Origin of the sequence: Glycomyces dulcitolivorans (assembly GCF_003265355.1) — a bacterium.
GTDB lineage: Bacteria > Actinomycetota > Actinomycetes > Mycobacteriales > Micromonosporaceae > Glycomyces > Glycomyces dulcitolivorans.
The window spans coordinates 36,576-50,687 of sequence record NZ_QFRW01000325.1 but is presented as its reverse complement, the minus strand read 5'-3'; the positions used below and the strand labels follow the sequence as shown (position 1 = coordinate 50,687).

Sequence of the window (14,112 nt, the reverse complement as noted above, 5' to 3'; positions counted from 1 at the left end):
CTCGCCGCGGCCGCCGTCGCCGCCGCGCTCGGCGCCGCCTCGTTCGCGTCACCGGCCGCCGCCCAGGCGCCCGTCCCCGTCGACGTCGTCCACCCGGCCGCCCATCTCATCACCGCGAACGGCGAGGAGCTGTACGGCGAGCTGACCATCGTCTTCGGGGAGGACTTCGCCGAAGGCGAGCACGACGTCACCGCCGGATTCTCGCTCGACCCGAACACCGGGGTCGTCTACTGGGCCAACAACGACCCGCAGTACGGCGGGTGCGGCCCCGACGCCACCACCGGCCTGCTGTGGTGCGAGGCCGAGGACGCCGACCGCAGCACCACCTTCAGCTACATGTACACCGCCGAACCCGGCGCCGCGCCCGGCGTCCACCCGTACGCGATCACCATCAGCGTCGACGGCGAGATCGTCATGGTCGTCGACGAGGAGATGGAGGTCATCGCGGCCGACAACGAGTTCCCGTACCTGCCCAGCGACCTCAACTTCAACGGCGTCGACCCCGGCGAGTCCGCCCCGGTCCAGCCCGAGTTCTACCAGGCCGAGGACCTGCCCGAGGACACCGCCGCGGTCGTCGTCTCCGCGTTCCGCGCCGACTACCTGCCGCAGGGACTCGTCGCGCCCCAGGACGACTGGGACAACTGCATGGACGACCACGGCGCGCTCGTGTGCGCCGTGACCGACTTCGAGGACGCGCCCGACACCGCGTTCACCTTCACCGAGCCGATCCGCTACGAGGTCCTGGCGACCGCGCCCGGCCCCGTCCTCGTCTGCGGCTGCTCCTACTCGGTGTTCCCGATCGACGCCGAATCGCTCGAATCCTGGTTCGGCGGCGTCACCTGGGAGGGCTCGGACGACGTGCTCGGATTCCAGGCCGTGGAGCCCACCGCGACCTTCTACGACTCGGACTTCGGGTACATCGACATCACCTCCAGCGAGAACCCCTACGACCTCGCCGTCGACGGCGCGACCTTCAAGGGCGACGACGGCGACGACGTGACGGTCACCATCGAGGTCGAGAACCGCGGCCCGGCCCTGGCCCCGACCTTCATGGACGGACCCGGCTCCTACGCGCTCGTCGGCGACCTGCCCGAAGGCGTCGACTTCGTCGAGATCGAAGCGCCCGAAGAGGGCTGGCACTGCGAAGAGGGCGCCAGCGACTTCCTCAACTCCTCGATTCCCGCAGTGGACGAGGACGAGGTCGACTTCGTGTGCCTGTTCTACAGCACGAACCCGGGCACGGTCCTGAAGTACAAGCTCACCGCCGAGATCACCGACGGGAAGTCGAACGACAAGGGCTACGTCCAGGTCGTCACCCTCGGCTCCGAGGACTACCCGGGCGACCTCGACGCGAAGCTGTCCAACAACACCGACGACCTGACGGTCAACGGCGGCGGCCCGAAGCTGCCCAAGACCGGGCCCGCCACGGCCTGGTTCATCGTCGCCGCCGCCGTCGCGCTGCTGTCGGGCCTGATCCTGGCCGTCGCCGCCCGCCGCCGCTCGGCCTGACCCGGAACCGCACCACCGCAACCGAACACCCCTAGGGCGCCGACACGCACCGGTCGGCGTCCTAGGCCCTGCGCCCGATGAGGTCGCCGATCCCGACGAGGAGCCGTTCGAGCCCGAACTCGAACGAGGAGTCGTGGTCGGCGTCCCCCTCGTTGCGGGCCTCCTCGGCCACCCGGTGGGCGGTCGGGAACCGCTCGGGGTCGAGCACCAGGTGCATGAACGGCTCGTGGTCCTGCCAGAACCGCCGCTCGCCCCGGCCGTCCCGCTCGTCGCTGCGCGCCTGGCTCTGGAACCGGGCCGCGCCGTACACGAAGCTCGTCAACGACATCACCGCCGCGTTCATCTCCGCCGCAGTCAGACCCGTCCCGTCCAGGGCCGCCAGGTCGCGGTCGTACTTCGCGGTCACGTTGGGCCCGAACGCGGGCCGCGCCGCCGGCAGCTCCAAAAGCCACGGATGGCGCAGGTAGCGGTCGCGGTCCTGCCGCGCGATCGCCGCGCACCGCTCGCGCCAATCGCCCTCCGGCTTCTCGGCCGCGTCCGCGAACACGCGGTCGAGCATGAGCGCGTACAGCTCCCGCTTGCCCGGCACGTGCGTGTACAGCGACATCGTGCCCACGCCGAGCCGCTCGGCGACGCTGCGCATCGTCACCGCGCCGATCCCGTCGGCGTCGGCGATCAGCACCGCGGCCTCCACGATCGCGCCGATCGTCAGCCCGCTGCCGCGGCTCGGACGCTCGGCCGTCCGCCACAGCAGCGGCAGCGCACTGCCGGGGTCGGGCCATGAGTTCACGTGCCGATTCTAGTGCCGCTCGGACGCCGCCCGCACCACCTCTACCGTATGTTGTACGGTACGACGTACGACAACGGAAGGAACCCCATGGCCACCATCAGATTCCTGCGCTGGAGCGAGCACGGCCGCTCCGTCCTCGCCCTCACCCCCGGCCCGCTCCCGAGCCTCGCCGAAGAACCCGCACCCGAAGGACTCGACCTGCCCGGCGCGGCCGGGATCGCCGTCCTGGAGGACCCCGACGGCTGGCTCGCCGCCGGAGCCGCGCCCCTCGGCGGCGCCCTCTACACCGGACCCGCACTCGACGCCCTCCTCGCCGAGGTCGCCGCCGGCCGCACCGACGACCTCGCGCCCACCCAGGCCGCCGGGGAGATCCTCGTCGACGCCGCACCCGAGCGGGTGTGGGACGTCCTCGCCGACGTCGCGGCCTGGCCCGAGGTCCGCGCCGACGTCCACGACGTCGAAGCCGACGGCCCCGCCCGCCGCGGCGGCGCCTTCACCTGGAGCGCCGGACCGAACCGGATCACCTCCACCTTCGGCGCCGTCGAACCCGGCCGCCTCCTCGCCTACGTGAGCACCAGCGCGGGCGCCCGCTTCACCCACGTCTACCGCACCGAACCCGCCGACGGCGGAACCCGCCTGTCCTGCAAGGAGACCCTCGCCGGACCGGTCGTCGCCGCGCTCGTCCCCAGCGCGGCCCTCCAAGTCGGCGTGGACACCTGGCTCGCGGGCGTCAAGGCCGTCGCCGAGACGCGCTGACGCGGCGGCGGGGGAGCGCCGCGGCGGCGCAAGCGGACTCCTTCACCCGGCGTTCCCCCGCCCGTCTTGAACATTTCGCGTATTTCGGGCAATCTGGCGGGGCCGCTTTCGAGCCGAGCCCCCTCGGCCGCACCACGACTGGAGTCCCATGCGCACCCCGTCCCGCCTGGCCGCGCTCGCCGCGCTGGCCGTCATCGCCGTCCCAGCGCCCGCCGAGGCGCAGGAGGCCGCCGCCGCCCAGAGCGGCGAGCTGTCCGTCCTCTCCTACAACATCGCGGGCCTGCCGCTGGGCCTCGGCGACGGCGACCCCGAGACGAACACGCCGATCATCGGGTCCCGCCTGGGCTCCTACGACATCGTGCACGTCCAGGAGGACTTCAACTACCACGCGGCCCTGTATGCGGCCGACGACCACCCGTACCGCACCCCCACCAGCGGCGGCGTCCCCTTCGGCGACGGCCTCAACACCCTCTCGGACCTGCCGTTCGAGGACTTCGAGCGGACGGCCTGGGACGAGTGCGCCTCCGGTTCCGGCGACTGCCTGACGCCCAAGGGCTTCACGTTCATGCGGGCCCGCCTTGCTGAGGGCGTGTGGGTCGACCTCTACAACCTCCACACCGACGCCGGCAGCGAGCCCGCCGACATCGCCGCCCGCGCCGCGAACCTCGCGCAGGTCTCGGCGTTCATGACCGAGCACTCGGCCGGGAACGCCGTGATCGTCTACGGCGACACCAACACCCGCTACACCCGCACCGGCGACGGCATCGCGTCCTTCGCCTCTGCGAACGGCCTCACCGACGCCTGGGTCGACCTCGTGCGCGGCGGCGACGCCCCCGACGAGGGCGACCCCGCGCTCGTCTGCGACGACGCCACCGTCAGTGCCGACTGCGAAGTGGTCGACAAGATCCTCTACCGCTCCGGCGACCACGTCCAACTGGACGCGGGCCAGTACCGCAACGACCACGCCGCCTTCCGTGACGGCTCCGGGGAGAACCTCTCCGACCACTACCCGATCGCCGTCGACTTCTCCTGGGCCACCAGCGGCGACTTCACGCTCAGCGACCAGTTCGGCGGCCCGCACGGCGACTTCTTCACCGACGTCGACGCCCTCGACGCGACCGACGACCCCGCCGTCCTGCGCCTGCGCGCCGGCTCGCGCGTCGACCTCATCGGCCTGACCCTCGCCGACGGCACCGTCCTCGACCACGGCGGCAGCGGCGGCACCCTCGCGACGCTCACGCTCGCCGCGGGGGAGTACCCGGTCTCGCTGCACCTGTGCCGCGCCGAACGCGACGGCCGCACGCGGATCTTCTACGCCCGCTTCACCACCAGCACCGGCCGCACCCTCTCCGGCGGCACGACCACCGGCGACTGCACCACGTACACCGCGCCCGCGGGCTGGCAGATCGCCGGCTTCCACGGCCGCTCCGGCGCCGAGGTCGACAAGATCGGCGTCGTCTACACGCGACGCTGACTCCGCGCCGTCCACTCCGGTCCCGTCCCCGATCCGTCCACAAGTTCGGCGGATTCGACGGCACGGGACCGGACCAGGCGTTCCGCGCCGTCACCTGCGCCGAAGTGCGGTTGACTACGCACCGTTCCGACTGTGACACTCGAATCCCCAGGACTCCAGTGGAAGCGAGGCGACGCCGTGTCACTCGAAGAAAAGCACCGCACCGAATGGTTCGCGATCCTCGGCGAGTACCCCGACGACCAGAAGCCCGACCCCGAGAACCGGCTCGACATGGAGACCGCGCTGTCGGGGTTCCTCGGAAACATGTGGACGCGCTCGACCTTCCCCGACATCCAGGGCGTGTCCCAGGCCGAGCTGGAGACGCTGCTCGTCCAGTACTACCTGAACAACCCCGACGCGTTCGGCACCGCGATGCTCGCGGCCATGACCGAACTCGCCGACACCCCCGGCGGCCGCCGCTCGGCGACCAGGGCCCTTGAGCGCCTGGGGAGGCTCGGCTTCCCCCCGCCCTCCTGGTACGGCGAGGAGATGCGGCTCGTCGAGTGCTGGGAGGCCGGCGACGTCTTCGGCGACCAGCGCAACTACCTCCTCAAGTTCGAAGCGCCGAGCGGGGACTACGGGGTCGGCTACTCCGTCGAGTACTCGGAGTACCACTTCGACATGGTCGTCGACGCGATCGCCTCGTTCTCCTTCGACTACCTCCTCGGCAAGTTCCGGCAGCGCGCCGCCGACCTCCCCGAGCTGTTCTTCGAACCGCGTCAGGTCGCGCGCGAGGACGTCTACCTCGGCACCCGCCAGTCCCTCGACGACTGGGACGTGTTCTGCGTCGACGGCGACCCGCGGAAGCTCGAACACCGGTTCGTCATGCTGCGCCAGCTGTGGAAGGCCCGCCTCCGGATGTGCCCGGAGGTCGAGATGCCCGGCATCAACGAGCCCGGCGAGGAGGAGCTCAGCATCTTCGCCTCCGGCTTCCTCAACCACATGCTCGGCAAGTTCCTGCTGGAGGCCGAGCACTTCGAGGCGATCAGGGAGCTGTGCTGGTTCCACGGCTTCAACGGCACCCGTGTCAGCCCGCTCCGCGCCTACGTCTTCCTGGAGCGCTACCTCCCCTCCAAGTACGAGCCCAACGACCCCGTCGTGCGGGCCGTGAAGCGCCTCTTCCAGCCCTTCGTCGAATGGACCGCCGACGCCACCGGCGTCTCACCGGCCGCCCGCTTCTACCTCTCGGCCAAGACCGAGGCCCTCCTGAAGACCTTCCCCAACTGGAAGCACCAGCAGTCCGACATCGCCCGCATCCCCCGGCCCCGGACGTTCTGACCGGAGCCGCGCCTCAGCTTCGCGGATTCGGCGCCGGCCCCGCATCGGCGCTGCGGGCGGACGCCCTCGCGGCGTTCGCGTGCACCTCCTTCGCGTAGTCGCCGTACTTGGGTCCGGGGATGTCGTGACCCACTCCCGGGCTCACGACGAGACGGGCCCCGGGGATCGCCGCCGCGAGGTCGCGGGCCGCCGCGACCCTGAGGAGCTGGTCGCCGTCGCCGTGCAGGACCACCGTGGGGACCTCGATCGTGTCGAGCCCGGGGCCGGACCAGTGGGCGCCGAGCTGGCGGCCCATGGTGTTCGGGTCGCGGACGGAGCTGCGCTCGTCCTTCTCGATGCGCGAGAGCGCCTCGGCCTCGTCGAACGGGTAGCCGGGGGAGGCCAGCGCCCGGGAGACCGCGAGGCCCATCGCCAGGTCGCCCTCGCGCGTCTCGGGAAAACGCAGGCGGGCCATCTTGGCGACGAACCCGAAGTGGATGTAGCGCAGCAGCTTCATGCGCCCGGCGTCGGAGGACACCGCGGCGGACACGGCGAGGCTCCGCACGCGGGCCGGATGGCGCAGGGCGATCCGCTGCGCCCGCAGGCCGCCGTTGGAGTGTCCGAACAGGTGGGTCGACTCCCAGCCGACCGCGTCGAGGACCGCGACGGCGTCGTCCGCTACGTCTTCGCCCGTGTAGGCCGGGACCTCCTTGCGGAACAGGGCCGTCACGGGTTTCGCGGGGGCGGCCGGGAAGTGGGTGGACTGGCCGGAGTCGCGGTTGTCGAAGGACACGACGTGGAAGCCGAGGCCGATCAGTTCGGCGACGAGGCCCTCCGGCCACCAGAAGCGCGTCACCGCCGAACCCATGACGAGCAGCAGCGGTTCACCGCCGCTGCCGCCGAGGTCCTCATAGGCGATCCGGACGTCGCCGTTGTGCGCGTAGCCGGTGGGAGGGGTCGAGGTCGGTGTCTGGTTCATGGTTCCTCCTTGCGATCGGAGTTTGCGAACGGTGTTCCCGAAGTCTAGTGTTCGGGTACAGTGTTCGCAAACGATGAGGTGAGTGACTTGGCCGACTACGACGAACCGATCTGGCTGCGACCCGAACGCGCCGCCACCGGCCGCCCCGCGGTCCGCAGCCGCCCCGAGATCACGGCCGCCGCCCTGGCGGTCGCCGACCGCGGCGGGCTGGAGACGGTCTCGATGCGGAACGTCGCCGCCGAACTGGGAACCGGCGGCGCCTCCCTGTACCGCTACGTCTCCGGCCGCGACGACCTCCTCGACCTCATGGTCGACGCGACCGCCGCCGACATCGAACTCCCGCCGCTGACAGGCGAATCCGTCGCCGACCTCGCCGCGGTCGGCGAGGGCATGTACGCGGTCATGCTGCGCCACCGCTGGCTCCCCGAACTGGTCCTGACACGACCCTCCCTGGGCCCCAACGCCGTCAAGGTCCTCGACCACGTCCTGGAAGCCCTCGCCGGCCACCCCGGCGACGGACGCGTCAAACTGGAGGTCTTCGCCCTGCTCAACGCCGTCGTCGCCACCTTCGCCCTGAACGAGCGGGCGGGCATTGAGCGGCCGCGCCAGGCGGTCGCCTACCTGGGCCACGTCGCCGCCTCCGGCGAGCACCCCCGCATCACCGCCCTGCTCGACGATCTGGCCGCCTCGACAACGACCGCCGACGACCGCAGACCCGCCGCCCTGACCAGGATCCTGACCGGACTCCTCAGCTGACACCGGGCGGACCGGCCGACCACTGGTGGTAGATCGACCGGCCCGCTGTATGGAGAACGCACCGGAACGTCTTCCATGACGCGGTTCGGGCGAAAAATCCCGAACGGCTGACAGACGGGACTCCGGGGACTGAAGGCGTGTCAGGCTCGCATCAGCGCCCCGTCAGGGCGGTCTCCGATAGTTGCTCCATCAACGGGAAACGCCCGATGAGCAACAAGGAGCAAGAACATGAGCGTCAACCTGACCGCCGAGAACCAGACCGTCATCCGCACCGCCGCCTACGGCGCGATCCACCTCCTCGCCTTCGCCGGCCTCGCCGGGTCGGCCCACAAGGTCGCCACCGAGGGGTCGCTGTCCTACGCCTCCGCCACCGGCGAGGTCGGGCACGTCCTCGCCTCGAAGAAGAACGACTTCAAGCTCAAGGGCAAGACCGCCGCGGCCGTCGCCGACCAGGTGCTGCCCGCGCTGGCCGAGGCCGTCGGCATCCTCAAGGCGCAGGACGAGGCCGAGGCGGAGAACTTCCGCAAGGTCGTCACCGTCGCCGTCGAGGCCGCGAACCGCGCCCACAAGGGCGCCCCGAGCCCCTCGATGGCCGAGATGAGCCGCAAGATCACCGAGGCGCTGAACGCCTGACCGCACCGATGACGAACACCGCCGCGCCGCGGAGGTCCCGAAAGGACCTCCGCGGCGGCCGCGCTGCTCAGAGCGGATCTGCTCAGAGCGGATCTGCTCAGGGCGGATTCGGTTGCGGGGGAAGCGGGGCGCGGCGGAGGGTGGGGGGATGAGCGAAGACAACAGGCCGCAGCAGTTCACCGAACGCGCGCGGCGGGAGCTGTACCAGCAGCGGGTGCTCGTGCTCGACGGGGTGCTCGACGACGACAACGGGACGCTGCTGGCGACGCAGATGCTGTCGCTGGCGATCGACGACCCGTCGAGCGACATCTCACTGTGGATCCACTCGCCGGGCGGGTCGGTGCCGTCGATGCTGGCGATCCGGGACACGATGCGGCTGGTGCCGTGCGACGTCGCGACGCTGGCGCTCGGGCTCGCATGCAGCGCAGGGCAGTTCCTGCTGTCGGCCGGGACGAGGGGCAAGCGGCGGGTGCTGCCGCACGCGAGGGTCCTCATGCACCAGGGGTCGGCCGGGATCGGGGGCGCCGCGGTCGACATCGAGTTGCAGGCCAACGACCTGCGCTACACCAGGGACACCGTGCTCAAGCTGATCGCCGAGGACACCGGCCAGACCGCGGAGACGATCTTCGAGGACTCGCTGCGGGACCGCTGGTACACCGCGGAGGAAGCGAAGGAGTACGGCTTCGTCGACGCGATCGTCACCTCCTTCGACGAGATCGCGCCGAAAGAGCGACCGGGCATCGGCCTGCGGGTCGCGGCCGAGAGGGGAAACCGGTGAGCAGCTACATGATCCCGAACGTGATCGTCGACCAGGGCCGCGGCGAGCGCGTCATGGACGTCTACTCCCACCTGCTGGCAGGGAGGATCATCTACCTCGGCACCGCGATCGACGCGGGCGTCGCCAACGCCCTCGTCGCGCAGCTGCTGCACCTGGAGGAGGCGAACCCCGACAAGGACGTCAACTTCTACATCAACTGCGAGGGCGGCGACCCCAGCGCGATGCTCGCGGTCTACGACACGCTGCGGTACATCAGGCCGAACGTCGCCACGCTCTGCGTCGGCCAGGCGATCGGCGTCGGCGCGGTGCTCCTGGCGTCCGGGACCGAGGGGATGCGCTCGGCGCTGCCGCACGCCCGCATCGTCCTCGACCAGCCCGCCGGGCAGGGCCGCGGGACGATCCCGGACCTGATCATCCAGGCCGACGAGCTCGTGCGGGTCCGCGACAGCATGGAGCAGATCCTGTCGCGCCACACCGGGCAGACCGCGGAGCAGCTGCGCCTCGACACCGACCGGGACCGCGTGTTCACGGCGGAGGCCGCGAAGGCCTACGGCCTGGTCGACAACATCCTGGAGACGCAGTAGCCCCCGGGGCCCGGCCGCGGCCGGGCCCCGCGAGTCCCTAGGCCGCGAGCGCGTACGCCGCCCGGCAGACCGGGCCGGACGGGGTGTCGGCGCGCTCGACCGCGGTGCGGTCGAGGAGGATCCGTTCGGCGACCTGGAGGACCAGGTCGCCGAGCGTCGTCTCCAGGGCGCCGGCGACCGCGGCGATCATCTCGCTCGACGGCTCCTTGACGCCGCGCTCCATCTCGGAGAGGTACTGCGGGGAGATCCCGGCGCGGTCGGCGGTCTCGCTCAGGGTCTCGCCGCGTTCGCGGCGGGTCGAGCGGAGCTGCTCGCCGAGGGCGTCGCGCCACAGGGGCTCGCTCGGCGCCGTGCTCGGTGCGGTCGGTCGGGTCTGCTCCGGCGCGTCGACCGGGTTCGGGGAAGTCTCAGCCATGGTTCACGGTAAGCCGACGCGCCCGGAGGATTCCACCCGTTACGCCCACGGCGGAATCCCCGGGCTTTCCGCATGTCCGGGGGTCTGGTCGAAAAAATGAGACCCGTCTGTTGACTCGATACCCCAAGGGGGTATAAATTCAGATCAAGGAGATACCCTCCAGGGGTATGATCGACCGAGAGGAAGTCGTCATGAGCGTCATCGAGTACCAGGTCACCGGAATGACCTGCGGCCACTGCGAGATGTCCGTGCGCGAGGAGGTCGGCAAGATCGGCCCGATCAAGCAGATCGACGTCAGCGCCGCCACCGGCAAGTTGGTCGTCACGGCCGACGCGCCGGTCGACGACGCCGCCGTCATCGCCGCCGTGGACGAGGCCGGCTACGAGGCGGTGCGCGTCTCATGAACGCCCCCGTCCGACTGGGCGCCTTCGGCCTCGGACTCGCCGCGCTGTTCGCCGGGACGTACGCGGTCGCCGCGGCCGTCGTCCCCGACAGCGCGGTCGAGGACCGGCTGGCGGCCACCGAACCCGAGCACGACATGGACATGGAGACGGACATGGAAGACCACGGCGGCCACGAGGCCGACCCGGTCCGCGGCCTCTCGATCGAGCAGGACGGCTACCTCATGAGCGAGGTCTCGGCCCCCGCCGAGACCGGCACCGAGGGGACGCTCGCCTTCGGCATCACCGCCCCGGGCGGCGAGGCCCTCAGCGAGTACACCGTCTCCCACGAGAAGGAGCTGCACCTCATCGTCGTCCGCGCCGACGGCGCCGAGTTCCGCCACGTCCACCCCGTGTTCGACGGCACGACCTGGTCCCTGCCCTGGTCCTGGGACCAGCCCGGCACCTACCGCGTCTTCGCCGACTTCGTCCCCGGGGACGCCGCCGAGGAACTGGACGTGACCCTCTCGCAGACCTTCGAGGTCGCCGGCGACTACACGCCGCGCGCCGACAACCCGGTCACCCGCACCGCGAGCGTCGACGGCTTCGACGTCACCCTCACCGGCGACCTCGCCGCGGGCGCCACCACCGAACTCACCGTCGAAGTGACCAAGGACGGCGCGCCCGTCACCACCCTGGAGCCCTACCTCGGCGCCTGGGGCCACCTCGTCGCCCTCCGCGAAGGCGACCTCGGCTACCTGCACGTCCACCCCGAAGGCGACGAGCCCGAACCGGGCACCACCTCCGGACCGGGCATCGTGTTCGCCACCGCCGCGCCCACCGAGGGCCGCTACCTGCTCTACCTCGACTTCCAGGTCGACGGCCAGGTCCACACCGCGCCGTTCGTCCTCGACACCGACGGAACCGAGCCCCAGTCGACCGAGTCGGAGTCCCCGCACGGGCACGACGGCACCGACTCCCACGACGACTGAGCGACACCGAGCAGAAGGAAGGAAGTAGACCCATGGCATCGGCCCCCGCCGCCGCGAACCGCATCGAACTTGAGATCGGCGGTATGACCTGCGCCTCCTGCGCCATGCGGATCGAGAAGAAGCTCAACAAGCTCGACGGCGTGACCGCCAGCGTCAACTACGCCACCGAGAAGGCCCTCGTCGAAGCCCCCGCGGGCACCGACCCGGCCGAGCTCATCGCCGTCGTCGAGAAGACCGGCTACACCGCCGCCGTCCCCAAGGCCCCCGAACCGGAGGCCGACGACGAGGACCGCCCCGACCCCGAGCTGACCTCGCTGCGCACCCGCCTCATCGCCTCGGTCGTCCTGTCGGTCCCGGTCATCGCCATGTCGATGGCCCCGGCCCTCCAGTTCGACTACTGGCAGTGGCTCTCGCTCGCGCTGGCGTGGCCGGTGATCCTGTGGGCGGCCTGGCCGTTCCACAAGGCCGCCTGGGTGAACCTGCGCCACGGCGCGGCCACGATGGACACGCTCATCTCGGTCGGGACGCTCGCCGCGTTCGCCTGGTCGGTGTACGCCCTGTTCTGGGGGACGGCCGGCGAGATCGGCATGACCCACCCGTTCGAGTTCACCGTGGAGCCCAGCGACGGCGCCTCGAACCTGTACCTCGAAGTCGCCGCGGGCGTCACGATGTTCATCCTGGCCGGGCGCTACTTCGAGAAGCGCTCGAAGCGCCGGGCCGGCGCGGCCCTGCGGGCCCTGCTGGAGATGGGCGCCAAGGACGTCGCGGTCCTGCGGGGCGGCGCCGAGACCCGCGTCCCGATCGCGCAGCTCGCGGTCGGCGACGAGTTCACGGTCCGCCCGGGGGAGAAGATCGCCGCCGACGGCGTGATCGTCTCGGGCACCTCCGCGATCGACGCCTCCATGCTCACCGGCGAGTCCGTCCCGGTCGAGGTCGCCGAGGGCGACCCCGTCACCGGCGCGACGGTCAACGCCGGGGGCCGCCTGGTCGTGCGGGCCACCCGCGTCGGCTCGGACACGCAGCTGGCGCAGATGGCGCGCCTGGTCGAAGAGGCCCAGTCGGGGAAGGCCGAGGTCCAGCGCCTGGCCGACCGGGTCTCGGGGATCTTCGTGCCGGTCGTCATCGCGATCGCGGTCGGCACCCTCGGGTTCTGGCTCGGCGCCGGGTTCCCCGCGGCCTCGGCGTTCACCGCCGCCGTCGCGGTCCTCATCATCGCCTGCCCGTGCGCCCTGGGCCTGGCCACGCCGACCGCGCTGCTGGTCGGCACCGGCCGCGGCGCCCAGATGGGCGTGCTCATCAAGGGCCCTGAGGTCCTGGAGTCGACCCGCCGGGTGGACACGATCGTGCTCGACAAGACCGGCACGGTCACCACCGGCAAGATGACCCTCGTCGACGTCGTCGCCGCCGAGGGCGTCGAGCGGGCCGAGCTGCTGCGGCTGGCCGGCGCGATCGAGCACGCCTCGGAGCACCCGGTGGCGCAGGCGATCGCGAAGGGCGCCGCCGAGGACGGGCCGCTGCCGGCGGTCGAGGACTTCCAGAACGTCGAGGGCAAGGGCGTCCAAGGCGTCGTCGACGGCCACTACGTGGTCGTCGGCCGCGAGAGCCTCCTCAAGGACTGGACCCTCGAACTCGACCCGGTGCTCGCCGAGGCCAAGGCCGCCGCCGAGGCCGAGGGGAAGACCGCGGTCGCGGTCGCCTGGGACGGCGAGGCCCGCGGGGTCCTGGTCGTCGCCGACACCGTCAAGCCGACCAGTCTCGAAGCGGTCGCCCAGTTCAAGGCCCTCGGGCTGACGCCGGTCCTGCTGACCGGCGACAACAAGGCGGTCGCCGAGCGCATCGGCGCCGAAGTGGGCATCGACTCTGTTCTAGCCGAAGTCCTCCCCGAGGACAAGGTCGCGGCCGTCGCCCGGCTCCAGGAGCAGGGCAAGGTCGTCGCGATGGTCGGCGACGGCGTCAACGACGCCGCCGCACTCGCGAAGGCCGACCTCGGCCTGGCCATGGGCACCGGCACCGACGTCGCGATCGAGGCCGCCGACATCACGCTGGTCCGCGGCGACCTGCGCGGCGCGGCGGACGCGATCCGGCTGTCGCGGCGCACGCTCGGCACCATCAAGGGCAACCTGTTCTGGGCCTTCGCCTACAACGTCGCGGCGATCCCGCTCGCGGCCCTGGGCCTGCTCAACCCGATGCTCGCCGGGGCGGCCATGGCCTTCTCCAGCGTGTTCGTGGTCGGCAACAGCCTGCGGCTGCGGTCGTTCAAGAGCCGAGCGCTCTAGCGACGACGAACCGCCCCGGCGCAGCGCGCCGGGGCGGTTTCGCATGTCGGGGACTAGGCGGGCTGGGCCGCGCCGCGCTCGGCGGCGAGGAACTCCTCGCGCTTGCGGTGGTGGAACCAGAACGGCGCCAGCGGGACCACGGAGCAGACGAGGGCGAGGAGCGTGGTGCCGAAGCCCCAGCCGAGGCGGCGGCGGATGAGCAGGGTCGAGCCGACCAGGAGCACGAACAGGGCGCCGTGGAGCGAGCCGAGCGGCATGACCAGGTCGATCTCGGAGACGCGGCTCAGGCCCGAGCCGAAGACGAGGAGGAGCACGAAGGACCAGCCTTCGGCGAGGGTGAGCATCCGGTAGAGGAAGACGGGGTTCTTGGCCACCGAGGACTCCTTCAGCAGGTTCGGTCAGGGTTTCCGCGCCGAACCTAACACCGGCCCCGGGGTGGGCGGTGCCACGGAGCCACGGGTGTAGGCCGCGCCCCAGGAGCGGCCGTCGTCGAG

General features: G+C 71.3%; 15 protein-coding genes. 11 read left to right on the top strand and 4 right to left on the bottom strand.

Annotated features, from left to right (window positions below):
• A partial coding sequence (locus DI269_RS24810; RefSeq protein WP_157975186.1) for an LPXTG cell wall anchor domain-containing protein occupies window positions 1–1,509 on the top strand: 1,509 nt, incomplete at its 5' end.
• Window positions 1,510–1,570: 61 nt separating this feature from the next.
• Here DI269_RS24810 and DI269_RS24805 read toward each other — a convergent pair.
• On the bottom strand, window positions 1,571–2,299 hold the full coding sequence (locus DI269_RS24805) for a TetR/AcrR family transcriptional regulator (RefSeq protein ID WP_112141002.1): 729 nt from the start codon (window positions 2,297–2,299) through the stop codon (window positions 1,571–1,573).
• 87 nt (window positions 2,300–2,386) lie between these two features.
• Between DI269_RS24805 and DI269_RS24800 the strand changes: the two genes are divergently transcribed.
• The 3 genes from DI269_RS24800 (at window position 2,387) to DI269_RS24790 (ending at window position 5,846) form a co-directional block, all read left to right on the top strand.
• Window positions 2,387–3,055: an SRPBCC family protein gene (locus tag DI269_RS24800; RefSeq protein ID WP_157975185.1), complete on the top strand. Its 669-nt coding sequence runs from the start codon at window positions 2,387–2,389 to the stop codon at window positions 3,053–3,055.
• 148 nt (window positions 3,056–3,203) lie between these two features.
• On the top strand, window positions 3,204–4,529 hold the full coding sequence (locus DI269_RS24795) for a jacalin-like lectin (RefSeq protein ID WP_112140998.1): 1,326 nt from the start codon (window positions 3,204–3,206) through the stop codon (window positions 4,527–4,529).
• A 177-nt stretch (window positions 4,530–4,706) separates the two neighbouring features.
• Complete coding sequence (locus tag DI269_RS24790; protein WP_112140996.1) at window positions 4,707–5,846, top strand: hypothetical protein; 1,140 nt, start codon at window positions 4,707–4,709, stop codon at window positions 5,844–5,846.
• A gap of 13 nt (window positions 5,847–5,859) precedes the next feature.
• On the opposite strand, the gene DI269_RS24785 is transcribed toward DI269_RS24790, so the two are convergent.
• On the bottom strand, window positions 5,860–6,804 hold the full coding sequence (locus DI269_RS24785) for an alpha/beta fold hydrolase (protein WP_112140995.1): 945 nt from the start codon (window positions 6,802–6,804) through the stop codon (window positions 5,860–5,862).
• 87 nt (window positions 6,805–6,891) lie between these two features.
• Here DI269_RS24785 and DI269_RS24780 point away from each other — a divergent pair, with 87 nt between their 5' ends.
• From DI269_RS24780 to DI269_RS24765, 4 genes are all read left to right on the top strand, one after another.
• On the top strand, window positions 6,892–7,560 hold the full coding sequence (locus tag DI269_RS24780; protein WP_112140993.1) for a TetR/AcrR family transcriptional regulator: 669 nt from the start codon (window positions 6,892–6,894) through the stop codon (window positions 7,558–7,560).
• Window positions 7,561–7,788: 228 nt separating this feature from the next.
• On the top strand, window positions 7,789–8,193 hold the full coding sequence (locus tag DI269_RS24775; RefSeq protein WP_112140991.1) for a hypothetical protein: 405 nt from the start codon (window positions 7,789–7,791) through the stop codon (window positions 8,191–8,193).
• Window positions 8,194–8,341: 148 nt separating this feature from the next.
• Window positions 8,342–8,971, top strand: coding sequence for a ClpP family protease (locus DI269_RS24770; RefSeq protein WP_112140989.1), 630 nt, complete (start codon window positions 8,342–8,344; stop codon window positions 8,969–8,971).
• Window positions 8,968–9,555 carry a ClpP family protease gene (locus DI269_RS24765; RefSeq protein WP_112140987.1) on the top strand — a complete coding sequence of 196 codons (588 nt, stop codon included), beginning with the start codon at window positions 8,968–8,970 and terminating at the stop codon, window positions 9,553–9,555. Before DI269_RS24770 ends, DI269_RS24765 begins: the two co-directional genes overlap by 4 nt.
• A 37-nt stretch (window positions 9,556–9,592) precedes the next feature.
• Here DI269_RS24765 and DI269_RS24760 read toward each other — a convergent pair whose 3' ends face one another.
• On the bottom strand, window positions 9,593–9,970 hold the full coding sequence (locus DI269_RS24760; RefSeq protein WP_112140985.1) for a helix-turn-helix domain-containing protein: 378 nt from the start codon (window positions 9,968–9,970) through the stop codon (window positions 9,593–9,595).
• Window positions 9,971–10,161: 191 nt separating this feature from the next.
• Between DI269_RS24760 and DI269_RS24755 the strand changes: the two genes are divergently transcribed.
• The 3 genes from DI269_RS24755 to DI269_RS24745 are packed head-to-tail and all read left to right on the top strand — an operon-like array spanning window position 10,162 to window position 13,618.
• Window positions 10,162–10,374, top strand: coding sequence for a heavy-metal-associated domain-containing protein (locus DI269_RS24755; RefSeq protein ID WP_112141014.1), 213 nt, complete (start codon window positions 10,162–10,164; stop codon window positions 10,372–10,374).
• A complete protein-coding gene (locus DI269_RS24750) occupies window positions 10,371–11,342 on the top strand; it encodes a heavy-metal-associated domain-containing protein (RefSeq protein WP_112140983.1) in 972 nt (323 codons plus the stop codon). The genes DI269_RS24755 and DI269_RS24750 overlap by 4 nt, the downstream gene beginning before the upstream one ends.
• A gap of 32 nt (window positions 11,343–11,374) precedes the next feature.
• Window positions 11,375–13,618 (top strand): heavy metal translocating P-type ATPase, encoded by a 2,244-nt coding sequence (locus DI269_RS24745; protein WP_112140981.1) that lies wholly within the window; start codon window positions 11,375–11,377, stop codon window positions 13,616–13,618.
• A gap of 53 nt (window positions 13,619–13,671) precedes the next feature.
• Here the strand turns inward: DI269_RS24745 and DI269_RS24740 are convergent, their stop codons facing one another.
• A complete protein-coding gene (locus DI269_RS24740; RefSeq protein ID WP_112140979.1) occupies window positions 13,672–13,992 on the bottom strand; it encodes a DUF3817 domain-containing protein in 321 nt (106 codons plus the stop codon).
• Window positions 13,993–14,112: the final 120 nt, after the last annotated feature.